We start from the raw sequence: 17,340 nt of genomic DNA, 5'->3' as shown, positions 1-17,340 counted from the left end.
ATCGTGTGTCCATGACACACCGGTTGCGTTCCGTCGGACTGGAGTACGCCGAGACCGCCCCGGTGCGGCTCGCCTTCGTCGCCAAGGTCTCGGCCGCTCCGGAGGCGGTGTTCGAGGCGTTCACCGACGTCGAGGGCTGGCCGCGGTGGTTCCGGCAGGTCAAGGACGCCCGCTCCACGGACGGCGGCAAGGGCAGGGAGATCCGCCTCATGGGCGGCACCCACTTCCGCGAGACGGTCATGGCGGCGGATCCGTATGAGCGCTACGCCTACCGTGTCGACGAGACCAACGTACCGGGGCTGCGGGCGCTGCTGGAGGAGTGGACGCTGCGGCCGGCGGACGGTGGGACCGTGGTGCGCTATGTCTTCGCGGTGGACGGCACGGCGGTGCTGCGCGGTGCCGTACGGGCGATGCGGCCGGGCCTGCGCCGCGCGTTCCACCAGGCGGTGCGGAACCTGGACCGGATGGTGGCGGCGGCCTGACGACGCCGCCGTACGGGCGAAGTGGCGACCATACGGACGCGACGGCGGCCGTAAGGGCGTGACGGCGGCCGTAAGGGCGTGACGGCGGCCGTAAGGGCGTGACGGCGGCCGTAAGGGCGGAGGTCAGTCCGTCCAGTTGCCGGTGGTGAGGAAGATGTCGAGCGTCTTCACATACGGCTCGATGTCCAGCCCCTGCTCCTCGAGCCACGCGTCCGAGTAGTACTTGTCCAGATACCGCTCCCCCGGATCGCACAGCAGCGTCACCACGCTCCCGGTCCGCCCCGCGGCGACCATCTCCGCGACGATCCGCAGCGCGCTCCACAGCCCGGTCCCGGTGGAGCCGCCCGCCTTACGGCCGATACCGCGCTCCAGGGCGCGCACGGCGGCGACGCTCGCCGCGTCCGGGACCTTCATCATCCGGTCGATCGCGCCCGGTACGAAGCTGGGCTCCATCCGTGGGCGGCCGATGCCCTCGATGCGTGAGCCGTGGTCGCTGGAGGCGTGGGCGTCGTGGTGCACCCAGCCGTCGAAGAAGCAGGAGTTCTCCGGGTCGGCGACGCACACCCGGGTGTCGTACTGCATGTAGTGGACATAGCGGGCGATGGTCGCCGATGTGCCACCGGTACCCGCCGTGGCCACGACCCATGCCGGTTCGGGATAGCGCTCCAGACGCAGCTGCTGATAGATCGACTCGGCGATGTTGTTGTTGCCGCGCCAGTCCGTGGCCCGCTCGGCGTAGGTGAACTGGTCCATGTAGTGGCCCCCGGATTCCGCCGCGAGGGCGGCGGACTCCTCGTACATCGTCCGCGGGTCGTCCACGAAATGGCACTGGCCGCCATGGAATTCGATCAGGCGGCACTTCTCCCGACTGGTCGTGCGGGGCATCACCGCGATGAAGGGCACTCCGATCAGCTTGGCGAAGTACGCCTCGGATACGGCGGTCGAACCGCTGGACGCCTCGATCACGGGCTTGCCCGGCCGGATCCAGCCGTTGCACAGCCCATAGAGGAACAGCGAGCGTGCCAGGCGGTGCTTGAGACTTCCCGTGGGGTGGGTGGACTCGTCCTTGAGGTAGAGGTCGATCCCCCAGCGCTCGGGCAGCGGGAAGCTCAGCAGATGGGTGTCCGCGGACCGCTGGGCGTCGGCCTGCACCTTACGGACGGCTTCCTTCAGCCACTCGCGGTAGCCGTGGTCGCTGCGATCCACGTCGATCGTCTCGATACCCCCGCGCGCCGTGCCGTCCAACGCCCACTCCTCCTGCTTGTGCCTCATGCCCAGCCCAGGTGGCATACTCATGCCGTTTCGATCCTCATTGTCCCCCAGTGCGCCCTGGTGTCCGGGGCCGGTCACGGGCACACTGCGCAACAGGGAAAATGAGAGGCGGCGGCACAGTGCCAGTCGGAGCCATCGGGGAGGCGGTTGTGATGGCCGATACGGAGTTCAACGCCAGGGGAGTGCGGATCGAGCGATTCCTGCGCTCGGTCACCCGCGCCGGACAGGTCATGATCAAGGACGGTCGGCTACAGCTGCTGACCAGTTACGGCAGCGAGATCGACAGCGCGCCCGTGCAGTCGGTGCGCGCGAGCAAGCCCTGGTTCGTGGACGGGGACCAGGCCATGGCCACCGTGAACGGCACCCGCTACCGCCTCACCCTCGGCTCACAGGACGCCAAGTCCACCTCGGCCAAGTCCGGCTCGGGCGCCGCCAGCCGCTTCCTCGACGCCGTCCGGTCCGCCCGGGGGCACGCCTCGAAGAGGTGAGGCGGCCGAGTTGCGCATGCGCGCGGTGGGACCGACCCTGGACGAGTATCAGTATCACTGAGGGTCAACAAGCGGTGACGCTGAGAACCGTCCCACCGGTCGCGCCCAGCAGCCACCACTGCTGAACGTGTTCGTCGCCCGCATCTGAATCAGGCTAGCCCCACGTCTTCAGGGAGTCGCAGCCGTGATCAGTCGTCCTAGCAGGCATTGCACGGTGGAGCTCCAGGCCCTGCCGTCGCGGATCGGACAGGTCCGCAGAATCGTGTCGGCGCAGTTGCGCTACTGGCATCTGGATCCGCTCATCGACCCGGCGGCGCTCGGCGTCACCGAACTGCTCACCAATGTCCATCGGCACGCCGAGCCGGACAAGCAGTGCACGGTGGAGATCGCCCTCATGCTGGACCGGCTGACCGTATCGGTCCGCGACCAGGATCCGCGACTGCCTCGCGTTCAGGCGTGCGATCCCTTCGCCACCCATGGCAGGGGGCTCGCGTTGGTCGCGGCCGTCAGCCAGAGCTGGGGGATGCACGCTCGGGACGACGGCGGCGGAAAGGTCGTCTGGTTCACGCTGGCCGTGCCGCGGCCCGCCGCCACCGCCAAGCCGCCCTTCGCCTCGTACGGAACGGGCCGCACCGCGCCGCCCCTTCGCGGGGTCGCCTCCCGTCCGGCGCCGGCGTCCACCGCGCCCCTCACCGGCCCCGCGCCCGCCCCCGAGCCCGTCACCGCCCCGACTCCGACGCCTGTCGCCCCGGCGCCCGTCGCACCGGCACCGGCACCCGTCGCCCCGGCACCGACGCCCGCACCCCTCACCCCCGAACCCGTCGCCGCGGCACCGGCACCCGCTGCCGCCGCCGCTCCGGCCCCGGCACCGGCCAACGCCGCTCCGGCGCCCGCGGTGCGCGAGCGGCCCCCCGCGGCCGCCCGGTCGGCAGCCGCCCACTGAGCATGCGAGCGTCCCGCCTCCAGCGAGGCGGGACAGCCCGGCGACGCCCGGCGGCCCGTACCGCCCCGGGCTCCGCCCTCGCCGTCAGAGGGCCCCGCCCTTCGTCGCATGACGGCCGAACTGCTCGTCCAGGACGGACAGTCGGCGCCAGTACTCGTCCTCGTCGATCTCACCGGCCGCGAAGCGACGGCCCAGCACCGCGATCGGCGACTGTTCGCCGAGCGCCGGGGGGCCCTGCCGCCAGGGAACGCCCCCACGCCACGCCGTACGGCGCAGCAGGGCGATTCCGCCGCCGATGACCAGCACCCACATCAGCGGGAACAGCAGGATCCAGGGACCGGGTCCGTCGGGGTGCCCGTAGGCCAGGGTGTTCATCGTGATCGCGCTCCTCGGAAGTGACGTCCTGGTGGGTCACTTCCGAGCGTCGCTCCCGACGGCGTCCGGGTCGTCGTACGGCCGGGGACAGTTCACGTACTCCCGGCGGGGTACACGGCGCCGCTCCGCGCGGCTCAGGCGGGGGCGGAGCGGCTGGCGCGGAGGGCGGAGGCGCCGACCGGCGTGAGGGTGTGCAGCACGCTCGCCGCGTAGCGACTGCTGCTGAGCAGTCCCGCCTCGCGCAGCACGGTGGCATGCTTGCTGGCGGAGGAGACGGACACCCCCACCGCGCGGGCGAGTTCACCAGTGGTCGCCCCGGCGCCCGCCGCGGCGGCGCACAGCACGGTCGCCCGGGTGCGGCCCAGCAGGGCGGTCAGCGGGGCCGTCGGAGCGTCGGGCCCGGCCGGGCCGTGGGGCCGGGCGTGGGGCTCCGCCGCAGTGGGCGACGACGCGCGCAGCAGGGGGTAGAAGAGCACCGGCGGCAGTTCGGGGTTGGCCATGGTGACCGGGGTCCGCCAGCAGAAGTAGGACGGTACGAGGCGCAGCCCGCGCCCGTTGAGCCGCAGGTCGTGCTCGGCGGGGTAGTCGACGTACAGAACGGGTGGTCGCCAGCGCATCGTCGGCCCGAGCCCGGCCAGCATCCCGTGCACGCCGCCGTCGAGCAGATCGCGGGCGCGCGCCGCCCGTTCCGCCTCGGTGCGGGCCCGCAGCGGGTCGTCGCAGGGCGCGACGGCGGCCTCGTAGTAGGTCCGGATCGCCCGCACCAGCTCCTCGCGACCCGCTATCCCGGTCAGCCGGCCCGCCCAGGGCGGGGCGCCGACGATATGGGTGAAGAGGGCCAGCTCCCGCTCGACCCGGTGGCGCGGGGTGCCGAGGATGCTCTCCAGGCCCGCCTCCAGACCGTGCTCGGACTGGCTGGGCGTCAGGAAGTCCGGGAAGTACACCGCGCGCGGGAAGAGCGGCAGCAGCACCTCGCGCAGCAGCCGGTTCAGCCCGCGCTTATGGACCCGCTCCAAGGTGGTCCGGTACCAGTCGGCATAGGCCCAGCGGCCTCCGCGGCTCTGCAATCGATGCAGGCTGGAGGCGACCTCCCATAATGGATCAAACGTCGCGGACATCCGGGTCTTTCCCAGATCCGCATCGGTGAAATGGATACGGAGCACGCCGTTCCCCCCGTTTAATCTCGGCTTTTGACTCCTCGGGAAACAGGATGGCCGAGCGGGACGGGAGGTGGCAATAGTGGGCGCTACAAGGAACCCCCACAAGGGACCGGCGAGGCGATTATCCGCCATGATCGCCGGATTACCACGGCGGGATTCGACGGGGATCACTTTTTCCTGAGGGAAAGGAACGGGGAGATCATGCGGAAGAGCAGCAGGATTCTCGTATCGGCCGCGAGCGGACTGCTCCTGGCGACCGGCGGACTCATGACCGCCACCACCGCCGGCGCGGCCGAGACCGGAAACAGCTCGGTCCAGGCCTGCTACGACGGGGCGAGGTCCTATTCCAAGGCGTCGGGCGCGCGCTATTATCCCAATCCGGGCAGCTACCTCACGACCACGAGCGCCTGCAACGACATCAACATCAAGCCCAAGACCGACCGCTATGTCGCGGTGTGTTTCAAGCCGAGCTCGGGCAGCGACTACTGCCAGGGCTCCTACAAGCTCGCCAAGGCGAACCAGTGGACGGCGATAGCGACGGATGTCACCAATGGCACCCGCTTCTACTTCGACTTCCGCTCCACCGCGGCGTCCAACGGTTCCTGGGCCGCCTGACCGCCTGAACCCACCGCCGCCCCACCGCATATACGCATCGCCGCAGCGGGGCGGCATCCGGCGAACTCAATGGGATCCGGAAAAGCGATATCGGCGGCCGGGAAAACGGGGGACCCGGCCGTAACGGGGGAATCAAACCACGCCCAGGGCCGCCAGCGGATCGTCGAGCACCGGCTGCCACGCCAACTCCGCCGCTCCGACCAGACTGTTGTGGTCCAGCGTGCACGGCAGAATCGGCACACCGCCGCTCCGGCCCCACAGGCTGCGCTCCGCCACCACGGCGCGCAGCCGCTCCGGGTCGGCCTCCAGGAGTTCGCGGTGCAGCCCGCCGAGGATGATGCGGTCCGGGTTGAGGATGTTGACCAGACCGGCGAGCCCGAGGCCGAGGCGGTCGATGAGCTGCCCGGTGGCCGCCCTTACGGACGGCGCCGTGGCGTACTCCTCGCGCAGCAGATCGCGGGCCTGCCGCAACAGGGACACCTCCGGGCCCGGTTCACGCCCGGCCGCCTTCAGGAAGGCGAGCGGATCGGTCTCGATGTCCAGACAGCCGCGGCTGCCGCAGTGGCAGGGCGGTCCCTCGGGGTTGACGGTCAGATGGCCCACCTCGAGGGCGAGCCCCGCGCTGCCCGTGTGCAGCCGCCCGTCGAGCACCAGCGCGCCACCGACGCCCCGGTGCCCTGTTGCGACGCAGAGCAGATGCTGGGCGCCGCCGCCCGCGCCATGGCGGTGTTCGGCGAGCGCCGCCAGGTTGACGTCATTGCCCGCGAAGCCGGTGACCGGCTCGCCGTCGTCGCCGCGGATCCCGGCCGCGGCCAGGCTGCGGTTGAACAGCTCGCGCACCGGAGCGCCCGCGGGCCAGGCGACGTGCAGCGGGTTCAGGGCGGTGCCCTCCGGTTCGGCGACCGCGGACGGGACGGCGAGCCCCGCGCCCACACAGCGGCGGCCGGTCTCCCGCAGCAGCCGGGCGCCGGCCTCGACGACCGCGTCGATCACATGCGCCGGGTCGGCGGGCACGGTCATGCAGCCGGGGGCGGTGGCCACGGTCTGTCCGCCGAGTGCGACCAGCGCCGCGCGGAAGCCGTCGGCGTGCACCTGGGCGGCGAGCGCGACCGGCCCGTGCGGCGCGATCGACAGCCGGTGAGAGGGACGGCCCTGCGCCCCGGCGGCCCCGAGCGGTCGCGAGTCGACCTGGATCAGGCCGAGCGCCTCCAATTCGGCGGCGACGGCGCCCGCGGTCGCGCGGGTCACCCCGAGTTCGGCGGTGAGCACGGCGCGGGTGGGGGCGCGGCCGGTGTGGACGAGTGCCAGTGCCGGGCCGAGAGCGCTTCGGCCGCGCTCGAGCCTTGTCCGTGTCTGGGTCACGCCTCTATTCTCACTTTGTGCCGACTCCAAACAAAACACGGACGGCCATTCCGGGCGCGCGCCGCTCCGTCTCCACGGATCGCGACCTCACCCGACTCCGCGCCGCCATCACCGCGTTCTTCTTCCTCGACGGATTCGTGTTCGCGGGCTGGGTCGCCCGTATCCCCGCGATCAAGGACCAGACGGGCGCCTCGGAGGGTGCGCTGGGGCTGGCGCTGCTCGGCGTGTCGGCGGGCGGTACGGCCACGATGATGGCCACCGGACGCCTGTGCCGCCGCTACGGCAACCATCCGACGACCGTGGCCGCCGGTGTGCTGCTCGCGGGCTCCGTCGCGCTGCCGCCGCTGACCCACTCCGCGCTCGCCCTCGGCCTGGTGCTGCTGGTCTTCGGCACCGGGTTCGGCGCCCTCAACGTGGCCATGAACAGCGCGGCCGTCGACCTCATCGCGGCCCTGCGCCGCCCGGTCATGCCCGGTTTCCACGCCGCGTTCAGCCTGGGCGGGATGGCCGGGGCCGGGCTGGGCGGGCTGATCGCCGACCAGCTCTCCCCCACCCGCCATCTGTCGCTGCTCGCGGTCTTCGGGCTGCTGCTCACGGCTGTCGCGGGCCGGGCGCTGATCTCGCTGCCGGTGCCCACGCCGAGGAGCGGCACGGCACCCGCGGCCGAGTCCGGGCCCACCGCCGACCCCGAGTCGTCCCCCGGCGGACAGCGGCCGGGGCGCGCCCGGTGGCTCGTCGCCGTGTTCGGCCTGATCGCGCTCTGCACGGCGTACGGCGAGGGTGCGATGGCCGACTGGGCCGCGCTCCATCTGCACCAGGACCTCGACGCGTCCGCCGGGCTCGCCGCCGCGGGCTACGCCGTCTTCGCCCTGATGATGGCCGTCGGGCGGCTGAGCGGCACCGCGCTGCTCGAACGGCTCGGCCAGACCAGAGCGTTGATCGCGGGCGGTGCCACGGCCACGGCCGGAATGCTGCTGGGCTCGCTCGCGCCCACGATCTGGCCGGCCCTCCTCGGCTTCGCGGTCACCGGGCTGGGGCTGGCCAACCTCTTCCCGGTCGCCATCGCGCGGGCGGGCGCACTGACGGGGCCGGGCGGGGTCGCCGCGGCCTCCACGCTCGGCTACGGCGGCATGCTGCTGGGCCCCCCGACGATCGGCTTCCTCGCCGACTGGTACTCGCTGCCGGTCGCGCTCACCACGGTCGCGGCGCTGGCCGCCGTGGCGGCCGTCGTCGCGTACGGCACGCGGAATGCCGCGCGCACGGCCGGAAGCTGACAGTCCGTCCGGCTCGGCCCGGCGCTGTCGGAGGCGGCTGGCATGATTCCGACATGGAGAATGCCGAGTTGATCGAAATCGTCGACCGCGAGGGCCGGTTGCTGGCCGACGCCGCGGCCGAAGCCGGGGTGGACGCCCCCGTTCCCACCTGCCCTGACTGGCGCGTCCGGGACCTGCTGTCGCATATCGGCCGGGTGCACGGCTGGGCCGCCCGGTTCGTCGCCGAGGGCCTGACCGAGCCGGTCCGGCCGACCGTCGAGGGGGCACCTGCCGACGCGGAGCTGGTGTCGTGGTACCGCGAGGTCCATGGCCGTCTTGTCGACGTCCTCACCCATGCCGACCCCGAGGTGAAGTGCTTCACCTTCCTGCCCTCGGAGTCCCCGCTGGCGTTCTGGGTCCGGCGCCAGGCCCATGAGACGGCCATCCACCGGATCGACGCGGAGTCGGCGCGCGGCGGGGACTTCTCCCCGGTCACCCCGGAGTTCGCGGCCGACGGGGTCGATGAGCTGCTGGCCGGTTTCCACAGCCTGGACCGGTCCCGGGTGCGCACGGACACCCCGCGCACGCTCCGGGTGCGGACCACGGACCAGGGCGCGGTCTGGACGATGCGGCTGTCCCAGGACGCTCCGCGCACCGAGCGCCATGGCGAGGGGGCGGCCGACTGCGAGTTCAGCGGCCCGGCCGGCGACCTCTATCTCGCGCTCTGGAACCGGCTGCCGATCTCCGCGCTGACCACGGAGGGGGACGAGAAGCTGGCCGAGCTGTGGCGGGAGCACTCGGGGATCTGACCTCCCGGCGGCTCGGGGCGCGACCACACCGCTCGGGTTGCGCCCGCCGCTTGGGGGCGCCCGCCGCTCGGGTACGCGCACCACTTGGTTGCGCCCGCCGCTGGGGCGGGCCAACCGCTCGGGCGGGCCAACCGCTCGAGTTACCGACGAGTAATAACCCGTGTTAGCTTCCTGTCATGTCACGTCGATCGATGTCGCCGCGCGGACTGCGCCGCGCGATGAACTGGTGGCCGCCCTATCTCTTCGCCGGAGTGCGGGTGGTCCACCTGGCGGAGGACTGGAGCGGCGCCCGCGTCAGACTGCGGCTGCGCCGCTTCAACTCCAACTACGTGGGGACCCATTTCGGCGGTTCGCTGTTCTCGATGAGCGACCCGTTCTGGATGCTGCTGGTGATGCGACGGCTCGGCCGGGACTACATCGTCTGGGACAAGGCCGGCGAGATCGACTTCGTCTCGCCCGGCCGGGGCGATGTGTTCGCCGACTTCAAGCTCACCGAGGAGCGGCTCGAGGAGATCCGCGAGGCCACGGCGGACGGCGGCAAGGCGCTGCCGTGGTTCGAGAACGAGGTGGTCGCCGCGGACGGTACGGTCGTGGCACGCGTACGGAAGCAGCTGTATGTGCGCCGGAAGCACCATGACGGGCAGCGCGGGCCGGGGCCGGCGAGTACCGACCCGGCGGCGGCCATCGGACACCAGACGGAGGGCTGACACGAGATGACCGGACCCCGTACCCAGAACGAACGCGACGCGCTCACCATCGAGATAGTGTTCGCCCTGGTCACGGCCGGTCTGCTGGCGGCCGTGCTCTATGTCGCGGTCGCGAGCCCCGCCCTCTTCGGCGACCTGGACCGGGCCCATGAGCGGGCCTGGCAGGGAGCCGCCTTCGCGGTGGCCACCGCCGGATTCGCCGTCCGCCTGGTGCGGGCACTGTGGCTCTTCTCCCGGCGGCGCTGATGCCCCAGGGCCAGAGCCAGGGCCAGAGCCAGGACCCGGGGCCCGCACACTGGCAGTGCGCCGGGGCGCGCTGGGCCCGCGGCGGGCCCGCTCTGGTCTGGCGCCATCCGGTCCAGGGCGAGCGGCTCTCCCCGCTGACGCCGGACCGCCCGCTCTCGTTCACCACCGGCCCCCGGCGCGCCTGCGTCGGCGTCCGCAGGGGCGCCCGGCACACCCCGTGCCCGGCCGGGGCCGAGGTCCCGGCCTCCGCCGTATCGGCGCAGTGCCCGGACTGCGCCCGGCTGGACCGCTCGTACTCCGTGGCCGCCGACACCCGTACGGACGATCCGCGCCCCTACGACGTCTATCTCGCCTGGTTCGGCCCGGAGCTGGTCAAGGTGGGGATCACCGCGGCCGAGCGCGAGGGGGCACGGCTGCTGGAACAGGCCGCCCTCTCGTACTGTCTGCTGGGCCGTGGCCCGCTGATGGCCGCGCGCCGCGCCGAGGCCGTGCTGGGCGCCGCGCTCGGCGTCCCGGACCGCTTCCCCTACGCCGCCAAGCGCGCCGCACGCGAGGCCCCGCCGCCACCTGAGCGCCGGGCCGCCGACCTCGCCGCGCTCCACCAGCGGGCGCGCGGCCTGAGCGGTCTGCCGGAATCGCTGGCCCTGGCCCCGTTCGAGCCGGTCCACCATGACGTGGCGTTCCATCTGGACCGGGTGCGCCCGGCGCCGGGGCTGGTCCGGCTCGTCCCCGACGCCACCGTGGCCGCTCGTATCGACGCCGTGGCGGGCCCGGACATCCATCTGACCGCGACGGACGGCCGGGCCCTGCTGCTGGACACCCGACAGCTGGCGGGCTGGCCACTGGCGGCGGGCGCCGCGGACGCCCCGACGACGGCGCCGGTGGCGCGGCGGGAACGGGAAGCGGAGGCCCCGGAGGGGCTGTTCTGAGCCGAGGGGACTGTTCCGCGCGGAGGGCCGTGCTGGGCGGAGGGTCGGGAGCACAAAACCCGGCCCACAAAACCCGGGCCGCAGAACCCGGAGCCCAAAACCCGGACCACAAAACCCGGGGCCCAAAACCCGGACCGCAGAGCCCGGACCACAAAACCCGGAGCCCAAAACCCGGGCCGCAGAGCCCCCGCTCAGCCGAGCCAGCCCGGCCGGACCAGACCCGACTCATAGGCGAGCACGACGAGTTGGGCGCGGTCCCGCGCGCCCAGTTTGACCATCGTCCGGCTCACATGGGTCTTGGCGGTGAGCGGGCTGACCACGAGCCGCCGGGCGATCTCCTGGTTCGACAGCCCCATCCCGACCAGGGCCATCACCTCCCGCTCCCGCTCGGTCAGCTCCGCCAGCGCCGCCGCGGGCGCGGGCTCCCTGGACCGGGCCGCGAACTCGGCGATGAGACGGCGGGTCACCCCGGGCGACAGCAGCGCGTCGCCACCGACGACCGCGCGCACCGCCCGCAGCAGCTCATCCGGTTCGGTGTCCTTGACCAGGAAGCCGGAGGCGCCGGAGCGGATCGCCTCGAAGACGTACTCATCGAGTTCGAAGGTGGTCAGCATGACCACCTTCACCTCGCCGAGGGCCGGGTCCCCGGTGATCCCACGGGTGGCGGCGAGGCCGTCGAGCACCGGCATGCGGATGTCCATGAGGACGACATCGGGGTGCCGCTCCCGTACGAGCGCCAGCGCCTGCTCCCCGTCGGCCGCCTCGCCGACCACCTCGACATCCGGTTGCGCGGCCAGCAGGGCGCGGAATCCGGCGCGGACGAGGAGCTGGTCATCGGCGAGCGCGACGCGGATCACGGCCTCGGGCCCGTCCTCATCCCGCACGGGGTCTCGCTCATCCCTCATGACGTCTCCCTCCCACCCTTGAACGGGATCCTGGCCCGGACGCGGAAGCCGCCGTCCGGGCGCGGGCCCGCCGCCACTGTGCCGCCGAGCGCGGCGGCCCGCTCGCGCATGCCGACCAGGCCGTTGCCGCCGCCCGTCGCCCCGTCCCCGGTCGCGGGGCCGTCGTCGTCCACCCGCAGCTCCAACTCACCGGGGGCGTAGTGCAGCAGCACATGGGCGTTCCGGGAGCCGGAGTGGCGGACGATGTTGGTCAGGGCCTCCTGCACGATACGGAACGCCGCGAGATCGGCGCCGGGCGGCAGGGCCGTCCGTACGCCCTCCACCTCCACCCGCACCGCGAGCCCCGCGTCCGCCGCCTGCCCGGTCAGCTCCTCCAGCCGGTCCAGGCCGGGCGCGGGTGAACGGGGCGCGGCACCGGGCGCGCCGGAGCCGGAGGTCCGCAGGGTGTCGAGGACCTGGCGGACCTCGCCCAGCGCCTCCTTGCTGGCCGCCTTGATGGTGGTCAGCGCGGTGCGGGCCTGCTCGGGGTCCTGGTCGAGCAGGGCGAGCCCGACGCCCGCCTGGACGTTGATGACCGAGATGCTGTGGGCGAGCACGTCATGCAGTTCGCGGGCGATCCGCAGCCGCTCCTCGTCCGCCCGGCGCCGCGCCGCCGCCTCCCGTTCGGCCCGCGCGCGGGCCCACTGCTCACGCCGTACGCGGACGAGTTCGGAGGCGGCCACGATCGCCGCCGCCCAGGCGGTGACCGCCAGTTCCTGCCCCCATCCGGCGGGCCCGTCGTCGCCCGGCGGCAGCCAGCGGTAGAGCCAGTGGCCGATGAGCAGATGGCTTCCCCACAGCAGCCCGAGCGCGCTCCACGCGGCGATCCGCCGCCCGGCCGCGATCGCCGCCACACAGGCGACGACGACGCTGAGGAAGACGGGCCCGTACGGATATCCGGCGGCGAGGTAGACGGCGGTCACCGCCGCCGTGCCGACCACGACGGTCCCGGGGCGGCGATGGCGCATGAGCAGCAGCGCGGGCCCGGCGAGCAGCAGCACGGCGCTCCCGGGGCCGAGGCCCGCCCGGGCGGGCTGATCGTGAGCGGCGAACCCGGTGCCCACCATCTGGATGACGGCGATGGCGAGCGAGGAGCGCCAGGGTACGGCCGTACGCGATGGGTCGAAGGGCGCCCCGCGCCACCATCCGCCCGGCCGCTGCCCCGGGCCGTGCTCCCCCGTGAATCCGTGCATACGGGCAACGCTAAACCGGCCGGGCGGCCGGGGCGTCCCCCCTGCGCGGTGCCCGCGCCTACTCCCGGCGGAGTAGGCGCCCATGCCCTGCCGGGCAGATCGCGGGCCAGGGCCGAGCCGCGCCCGGCTCCCCGCCGCAGTGCGGCGGACGCGCGGTGAGCTCAAACCTGCGGCGCGCGGCGACGAGCCGTGCGAGGCCACGCGGGTCGCGGGCCGCCGGACCGGTCGCCGCTCGCCGCTCGCCGTTTGCCGGTCGCCGGTCGCCGGTCGCCGGTCGCCAGGGCCCCCACGTCGTCCGTCCCCGGCAGCGCTTCCGCCTCTCCCCGTACGGGCGGGGCGCCCCCGGCATGGCGGTCGCGGGCCCCGCGAAGATCAGCCCAACGTGTCAGGTTCTCCGCGACGTCCGGCGGACCACGCGACGGGGCCGCGCATCGATGGCAGGGGCTCCGCCCCGGACCCCGGGGGCTGGGGTGGAGTCCCAGTTGTGGGGAGGGGCGGGGAGGGGAACAGCGCGCCGCAGGCCTCAGGGAAACGGCCCGCCGCAGGCGTCCGATCCGACAGACCCCCTAGGGTCTGTCGTCAAAGTGGGCGTTCCGCCGCGAGCAGGGGGCGCCTCCCAGCGGTAGCTGGGGGAGCCTGGTGCGGTGCCTCGCCAGGCGTCAGGAGCAGGGCGCGCGCCCTTTGACGACAGCCCCTAGCCCCGATCCATCGCCCCCAGGGCCCGACGGGCGGCCGGGTGGGTGCGGACGAGGTCGCCCAGCGTCGTGGTGCCGCGAGTGATCTTCGTGAAGGCGCGCCACGCCGGGCGGAACCCGGTGAGCGCCGCGTGGAACATCCCGGGTCGGCGGGCGAAAACCGTGTGCAGTCGGCGGCCGACACCCATCTCCACACCGAGCCCCGCCTTGATCGCGAAGGCGTAGTTCAGGGCCTGGCGGCGGGCGTCCACCGCGTCATGGGCCTCGGCGACGCGCACCGCCCACTCCCCCGCCAGCCGGCCCGAGCGCAGCGCGTAGGAGATGCCCTCGCGGGTCCACGGCTCCAGCAGCCCGGCCGCGTCGCCGCACACCAGGACCCGGCCGCGCGACAGCGGCGAGTCGTCGGCGCGGCAGCGGGTCAGATGGCCGGAGGAGATGCTCGGCTCGAATCCGGCGAGGCCGAGCCGGGCGATGAAGTCCTCCAGGTAGCGCTTGGTCCCGGCGCCCTCGCCGCGCGCCGAGATGACGCCGACGGTAAGGGTGTCGCCCTTGGGGAAGACCCAGCCGTAACTCCCCGGCATCGGGCCCCAGTCGATGAGCACCCGGCCCGCCCAGTCCTCCGCGACGGTCTCCGGAACGGGGATCTCCGCCTCCAGGCCGAGGTCCACCTGGTCCAGCTTCACGCCGACATGCGCGCCTATGCGGCTCGCGCTGCCGTCGGCGCCGACGACGGCCCGCGCCAGCACCGTCTCACCGTCGGAGAGCACCACGGCGACCGTGCGCCGGTCGGGCACGGCCGGGCCGTGCTGCTCGACGCGGGTGACCGCGACGCCCGTACGGACCTCGGCGCCCGCGTCCTTGGCCGCGTCGACCAGGGCCGCGTCGAACTCCGGCCGGTTGATCAGCCCGAAGAGCGCGTGCTTGGAGCGGCGGGTGCGGGACAACTTGCCGTTGAGCGAAAAGGTCACCGCGTGCACCCGCTCCCGCAGCGGCAGTTCGAAACCCGGCGGAAGGGCGTCCCGCGAGGGGCCGATGATGCCACCGCCACAGGTCTTGTAGCGCGGCAGCTCGGCCTTCTCCAACAACAGCACCCGGCGCCCGGCGCAGGCGGCGGCATGGGCCGCGGAGGCACCCGCGGGGCCCGCGCCCACCACGACGACGTCCCATACCGTCTCATTGTCCGGGGCTGCGTTGTCGCTGCTCACGTGTGGATCCGCTCCCAATCGACCGACCTGATGCGCCTACCCGGCATCCTACGGCTCCCCGGCGGATGACCCCGCTGTGGGATGATCGGCCACGCGGCATCAAGCCGTACATACGTGCCCATCGCCGCGCAACCCGCCGTCGGCCCGTCGCACCCCAGGAGGGTCCCCCCATGGAGAAGGCGCCTCTCGCCGCCACCGTCGCCGCCCTGCAACCGCGCGCCAGGGCCGAGCTGGCCGAGCTGGTGGCCTTCAAGTCGGTGGCGGACCCGGCGCAGTTCCCGCCCGGCGAATGCGAGGCCGCCGCCCGCTGGGTGGCCGACGCGCTGCGCGCCGAGGGGTTCGAGGACGTGGCGCTGCTGGACACCCCCGACGGCACCCAGTCCGTGTACGGCTTCCTGCCGGGTCCGGCCGGCGCCCCGACCGTGCTGCTCTACGCGCACTACGACGTGCAGCCCCCGCTGGACGAGGACGCCTGGCACACCCCGCCCTTCGAGCTGACCGAGCGCGACGGCCGCTGGTACGGGCGGGGCGCCGCGGACTGCAAGGGCGGCGTGATCATGCATCTCACCGCCCTGCGCGCGCTCAAGGCGAACGGCGGGGTCCCGGTCAACGTGAAGGTGATCGTGGAGGGTTCGGAGGAGCAGGGCACGGGCGGTCTGGAGCGCTATGCCGAGGCCCATCCGGAGCTGCTGACCGCCGACACCATCGTGATCGGTGACGCGGGCAACTTCCGGGTCGGGCTGCCGACGGTCACGGCCACGCTGCGCGGGATGACGCTGCTGCGGGTCTCGGTGGAGACCCTGGAGGGCAATCTGCACTCCGGCCAGTTCGGCGGGGCGGCCCCGGACGCGCTCGCGGCGCTGATCCGCGTCCTGGACTCGCTGCGCGCCGAGGACGGCTCGACCACGGTCAAGGGCCTCGACGCGGACGCGGTCTGGGACGGGCTCCAGTACCCGGACGAGGAGTTCCGCAAGGACGCCAAGGTGCTCGACGGGGTCGGGCTGATCGGCTCCGGTACGGTCGCCGACCGCATCTGGGCGCGCCCGGCGGTCACCGTGCTCGGCATCGACTGCCCGCCGGTGGTCGGCGCCACCCCGTCCGTCCAGGCGGGCGCGCGGGCGCTGATCAGCCTGCGGGTGCCGCCGGGCGTGGACGCGGCCGAGGCCAACCGGCTGCTCGCCGAGCACCTCCGGTCCTCGGTGCCGTGGGGTGCTCGACTTTCGGTGGAGCAGATCGGCCAGGGCCAGCCGTTCCGCGCGGACACCACGAGTCCGGCGTACGCGGCGATGCGGGAGGCGATGAGCCTGGCGTACGACGGCCAGGAGATGGCCGTCGCCGGGCAGGGCGGCTCGATCCCGCTGTGCAACACGCTGGCCTCGCTCTACCCGGAGGCGGAGATCCTGCTGATCGGGCTGAGCGAGCCGGAGGCGCAGATCCACGCGGTCAACGAGAGCGTCTCGCCGGAGGAGTTGGAGAAGCTCTCGCTCACCGAGGCGCTGTTCCTGGGGATGTACGCGGCGAGCAAGGGCTGAGCCCCCTCCACCTCGCACCCGGTCGGCGGTCCCGTCACCCCGCACCCGGTCCGTGGGGGCGCCCCCACGGGCTGGGCCGGTGTGGTCAGCCCGTGGGGACGCCCGCTTCGAGGTACAGCGGGCGGCCCTGCTCACGGGCGCGCAGCGCCCAGCGCAGCCGGCTCAGCCGTACCGGTGGCAGCAGCGCGGCGGCCTCGCTCTCGGTGACGAAGCGCCAGCCGCGCAGTTCGGAGCCGGGCAGCAGCACCTCCTGGGCGGCCGCGCTGGAGAGCTTGCCGCCGTCGAAGAGCAGCCGCAGGCCCCCGTAGCCGGGCGGCTGGGGGCGCTCCCAGTCGGCCACCAGCAGCCGCAGCGGTTCGTCCAGCCGTACCCCCAGCTCCTCGGTGACCTCGCGCACCCCGGCGCACATCGGGGGTTCGCCCGGCTCGACGACGCCGCCGGGGAACTCCCAGCCGGGCTTGTAGGTGGGGTCGACGAGCAGCACCCGGTCCTCCTCGTCGAAGAGCAGGACCCCGGCGGCCAGCGTCTCCGCCCTCGGCTCCGGGGTCTGCACGATGTCGCAGATCCCGGCGCCCTCGCGGACCGCGTCGGCGATGTGCTGGGCGGTCTGGCGCGGGGTGAGCCCGGTGGTGTCCACGACATGGGCATCGGTGGTGAGCCAGGTCAGGGCCGCCTGGTAGGGCGCGAGATGGGCCAGGCACCACTGGCGTACGGACTCGCTCGCGTCCGCGTTCCCGGGTATCTCCTCGCGTTCGGCTATGCGCTCGCGAAGGATCGTTTCATCGGTGTGCAGCAGAACATGCCGTACGGGGATGCGACGGGCCGCGAACCCGCCGAAGATCTCGTCCCGGTACTCCTGTCTGAGGACCGTCATCGGGACCACGAGGGGGCCGCCGACCTCCGCGATCAGCGCCGCTCCGGTGTCCACCACCAGCCGGCGCCAGGAGGGCAGATCCTGGTAGTCGGACACCTGTTCAAGACGTTTCCGCGGGAGCATCATCCGCAGACCGTTACCGACCAGCTCCGGGTCGTAGAACGTGCTGCCGGGCATGAAGTCCACCAATTCGCGGGCCGCGGAGGTCTTACCCGCACCGAACGCACCGTTCAGCCAGACGATCACATTTCCCCCT

The 17,340-nt window shown here is 73.1% G+C and carries 17 protein-coding genes and 1 pseudogene; 10 read left to right on the top strand and 8 right to left on the bottom strand.

Annotated elements, in window-relative coordinates:
- Positions 1 to 11: 11 nt before the first annotated feature.
- Positions 12 to 482 (top strand): SRPBCC family protein, encoded by a 471-nt coding sequence (locus ABD329_RS22640; protein WP_198280621.1) that lies wholly within the window; start codon positions 12 to 14, stop codon positions 480 to 482.
- 123 nt (positions 483 to 605) lie between these two features.
- On the opposite strand, the gene ABD329_RS22635 is transcribed toward ABD329_RS22640, so the two are convergent.
- Complete coding sequence (locus ABD329_RS22635; protein ID WP_198280623.1) at positions 606 to 1,754, bottom strand: PLP-dependent cysteine synthase family protein; 1,149 nt, start codon at positions 1,752 to 1,754, stop codon at positions 606 to 608.
- 152 nt (positions 1,755 to 1,906) lie between these two features.
- On the opposite strand from ABD329_RS22635, the gene ABD329_RS22630 reads away from it, so the two are divergent.
- Both ABD329_RS22630 and ABD329_RS22625 read left to right on the top strand, forming a co-directional pair.
- Positions 1,907 to 2,242, top strand: coding sequence for a hypothetical protein (locus ABD329_RS22630; protein WP_020873483.1), 336 nt, complete (start codon positions 1,907 to 1,909; stop codon positions 2,240 to 2,242).
- 184 nt (positions 2,243 to 2,426) lie between these two features.
- Positions 2,427 to 2,882, top strand: a pseudogene (locus tag ABD329_RS22625) (ATP-binding protein); the annotation flags it as partial.
- A 387-nt stretch (positions 2,883 to 3,269) separates the two neighbouring features.
- On the opposite strand, the gene ABD329_RS22620 reads toward ABD329_RS22625, so the two are convergent.
- Positions 3,270 to 3,560: an SHOCT domain-containing protein gene (locus ABD329_RS22620; RefSeq protein WP_198281615.1), complete on the bottom strand. Its 291-nt coding sequence runs from the start codon at positions 3,558 to 3,560 to the stop codon at positions 3,270 to 3,272.
- Positions 3,561 to 3,694: 134 nt separating this feature from the next.
- Positions 3,695 to 4,627 carry an ArsR/SmtB family transcription factor gene (locus tag ABD329_RS22615; protein WP_344316818.1) on the bottom strand — a complete coding sequence of 311 codons (933 nt, stop codon included), beginning with the start codon at positions 4,625 to 4,627 and terminating at the stop codon, positions 3,695 to 3,697.
- Between the two features lie 294 nt (positions 4,628 to 4,921).
- Between ABD329_RS22615 and ABD329_RS22610 the strand changes: the two genes are divergently transcribed.
- Positions 4,922 to 5,335, top strand: coding sequence for a hypothetical protein (locus ABD329_RS22610; protein ID WP_198281613.1), 414 nt, complete (start codon positions 4,922 to 4,924; stop codon positions 5,333 to 5,335).
- 132 nt (positions 5,336 to 5,467) lie between these two features.
- Here ABD329_RS22610 and ABD329_RS22605 read toward each other — a convergent pair whose 3' ends face one another.
- Positions 5,468 to 6,697, bottom strand: coding sequence for an ROK family protein (locus tag ABD329_RS22605; protein ID WP_198281612.1), 1,230 nt, complete (start codon positions 6,695 to 6,697; stop codon positions 5,468 to 5,470).
- 17 nt (positions 6,698 to 6,714) lie between these two features.
- On the opposite strand from ABD329_RS22605, the gene ABD329_RS22600 reads away from it, so the two are divergent.
- The 5 genes from ABD329_RS22600 to ABD329_RS22580 all read left to right on the top strand — a co-directional run bounded on the left by ABD329_RS22600 (position 6,715) and on the right by ABD329_RS22580 (position 10,641).
- Positions 6,715 to 7,971, top strand: coding sequence for an MFS transporter (locus tag ABD329_RS22600; RefSeq protein ID WP_344316817.1), 1,257 nt, complete (start codon positions 6,715 to 6,717; stop codon positions 7,969 to 7,971).
- A 53-nt stretch (positions 7,972 to 8,024) separates the two neighbouring features.
- Entirely contained in the window at positions 8,025 to 8,759 is a 735-nt protein-coding gene (locus ABD329_RS22595; protein WP_198280957.1) for a maleylpyruvate isomerase family mycothiol-dependent enzyme, read from the top strand.
- Positions 8,760 to 8,935: 176 nt separating this feature from the next.
- Positions 8,936 to 9,466 (top strand): DUF4442 domain-containing protein, encoded by a 531-nt coding sequence (locus ABD329_RS22590; protein WP_246619018.1) that lies wholly within the window; start codon positions 8,936 to 8,938, stop codon positions 9,464 to 9,466.
- Positions 9,467 to 9,472: 6 nt separating this feature from the next.
- Positions 9,473 to 9,712 (top strand): DUF6332 family protein, encoded by a 240-nt coding sequence (locus tag ABD329_RS22585; protein ID WP_198280956.1) that lies wholly within the window; start codon positions 9,473 to 9,475, stop codon positions 9,710 to 9,712.
- A complete protein-coding gene (locus tag ABD329_RS22580) occupies positions 9,712 to 10,641 on the top strand; it encodes a DUF2797 domain-containing protein (RefSeq protein ID WP_425574370.1) in 930 nt (309 codons plus the stop codon). Before ABD329_RS22585 ends, ABD329_RS22580 begins: the two co-directional genes overlap by 1 nt.
- A gap of 191 nt (positions 10,642 to 10,832) precedes the next feature.
- Here the strand turns inward: ABD329_RS22580 and ABD329_RS22575 are convergent, their stop codons facing one another.
- The 3 genes from ABD329_RS22575 to ABD329_RS22565 form a co-directional block, all read right to left on the bottom strand.
- Complete coding sequence (locus tag ABD329_RS22575) at positions 10,833 to 11,498, bottom strand: response regulator transcription factor (RefSeq protein ID WP_198280959.1); 666 nt, start codon at positions 11,496 to 11,498, stop codon at positions 10,833 to 10,835.
- 44 nt (positions 11,499 to 11,542) lie between these two features.
- Positions 11,543 to 12,778, bottom strand: a complete 1,236-nt coding sequence (locus ABD329_RS22570) for a sensor histidine kinase (RefSeq protein WP_198280955.1) — start codon at positions 12,776 to 12,778, stop codon at positions 11,543 to 11,545.
- Between the two features lie 694 nt (positions 12,779 to 13,472).
- Positions 13,473 to 14,678, bottom strand: coding sequence for a geranylgeranyl reductase family protein (locus ABD329_RS22565; protein WP_198281647.1), 1,206 nt, complete (start codon positions 14,676 to 14,678; stop codon positions 13,473 to 13,475).
- A 170-nt stretch (positions 14,679 to 14,848) separates the two neighbouring features.
- Between ABD329_RS22565 and ABD329_RS22560 the strand changes: the two genes are divergently transcribed.
- Entirely contained in the window at positions 14,849 to 16,210 is a 1,362-nt protein-coding gene (locus tag ABD329_RS22560; protein WP_198281646.1) for a dipeptidase, read from the top strand.
- An 85-nt stretch (positions 16,211 to 16,295) separates the two neighbouring features.
- Here the strand turns inward: ABD329_RS22560 and ABD329_RS22555 are convergent, their stop codons facing one another.
- Positions 16,296 to 17,330: an NUDIX hydrolase gene (locus ABD329_RS22555; protein ID WP_198281645.1), complete on the bottom strand. Its 1,035-nt coding sequence runs from the start codon at positions 17,328 to 17,330 to the stop codon at positions 16,296 to 16,298.
- Positions 17,331 to 17,340: the final 10 nt, after the last annotated feature.

Source organism: Streptomyces javensis, from assembly GCF_039525925.1.
Taxonomy (GTDB): Bacteria; Actinomycetota; Actinomycetes; order Streptomycetales; family Streptomycetaceae; genus Streptomyces; species Streptomyces asiaticus.
The sequence above is the reverse complement of the archived record's forward strand: the minus strand, read 5'-3'. Positions and strand labels throughout refer to the sequence as shown.

Coding starts and splice junctions, on each gene's coding strand:
- ABD329_RS22635 (WP_198280623.1), bottom strand. CDS start 1,754: ATGAGGCACAAGCAGGAGGAGTGGGCGTTGGACGGCACGGCGCGCGGG.
- ABD329_RS22640 (WP_198280621.1), top strand. CDS start 12: ATGACACACCGGTTGCGTTCCGTCGGACTGGAGTACGCCGAGACCGCC.
- ABD329_RS22560 (WP_198281646.1), top strand. CDS start 14,849: ATGGAGAAGGCGCCTCTCGCCGCCACCGTCGCCGCCCTGCAACCGCGC.
- ABD329_RS22620 (WP_198281615.1), bottom strand. CDS start 3,560: ATGAACACCCTGGCCTACGGGCACCCCGACGGACCCGGTCCCTGGATC.
- ABD329_RS22585 (WP_198280956.1), top strand. CDS start 9,473: ATGACCGGACCCCGTACCCAGAACGAACGCGACGCGCTCACCATCGAG.
- ABD329_RS22590 (WP_246619018.1), top strand. CDS start 8,936: ATGTCACGTCGATCGATGTCGCCGCGCGGACTGCGCCGCGCGATGAAC.
- ABD329_RS22630 (WP_020873483.1), top strand. CDS start 1,907: ATGGCCGATACGGAGTTCAACGCCAGGGGAGTGCGGATCGAGCGATTC.
- ABD329_RS22580 (WP_425574370.1), top strand. CDS start 9,712: ATGCCCCAGGGCCAGAGCCAGGGCCAGAGCCAGGACCCGGGGCCCGCA.
- ABD329_RS22570 (WP_198280955.1), bottom strand. CDS start 12,778: ATGCACGGATTCACGGGGGAGCACGGCCCGGGGCAGCGGCCGGGCGGA.
- ABD329_RS22595 (WP_198280957.1), top strand. CDS start 8,025: ATGGAGAATGCCGAGTTGATCGAAATCGTCGACCGCGAGGGCCGGTTG.
- ABD329_RS22610 (WP_198281613.1), top strand. CDS start 4,922: ATGCGGAAGAGCAGCAGGATTCTCGTATCGGCCGCGAGCGGACTGCTC.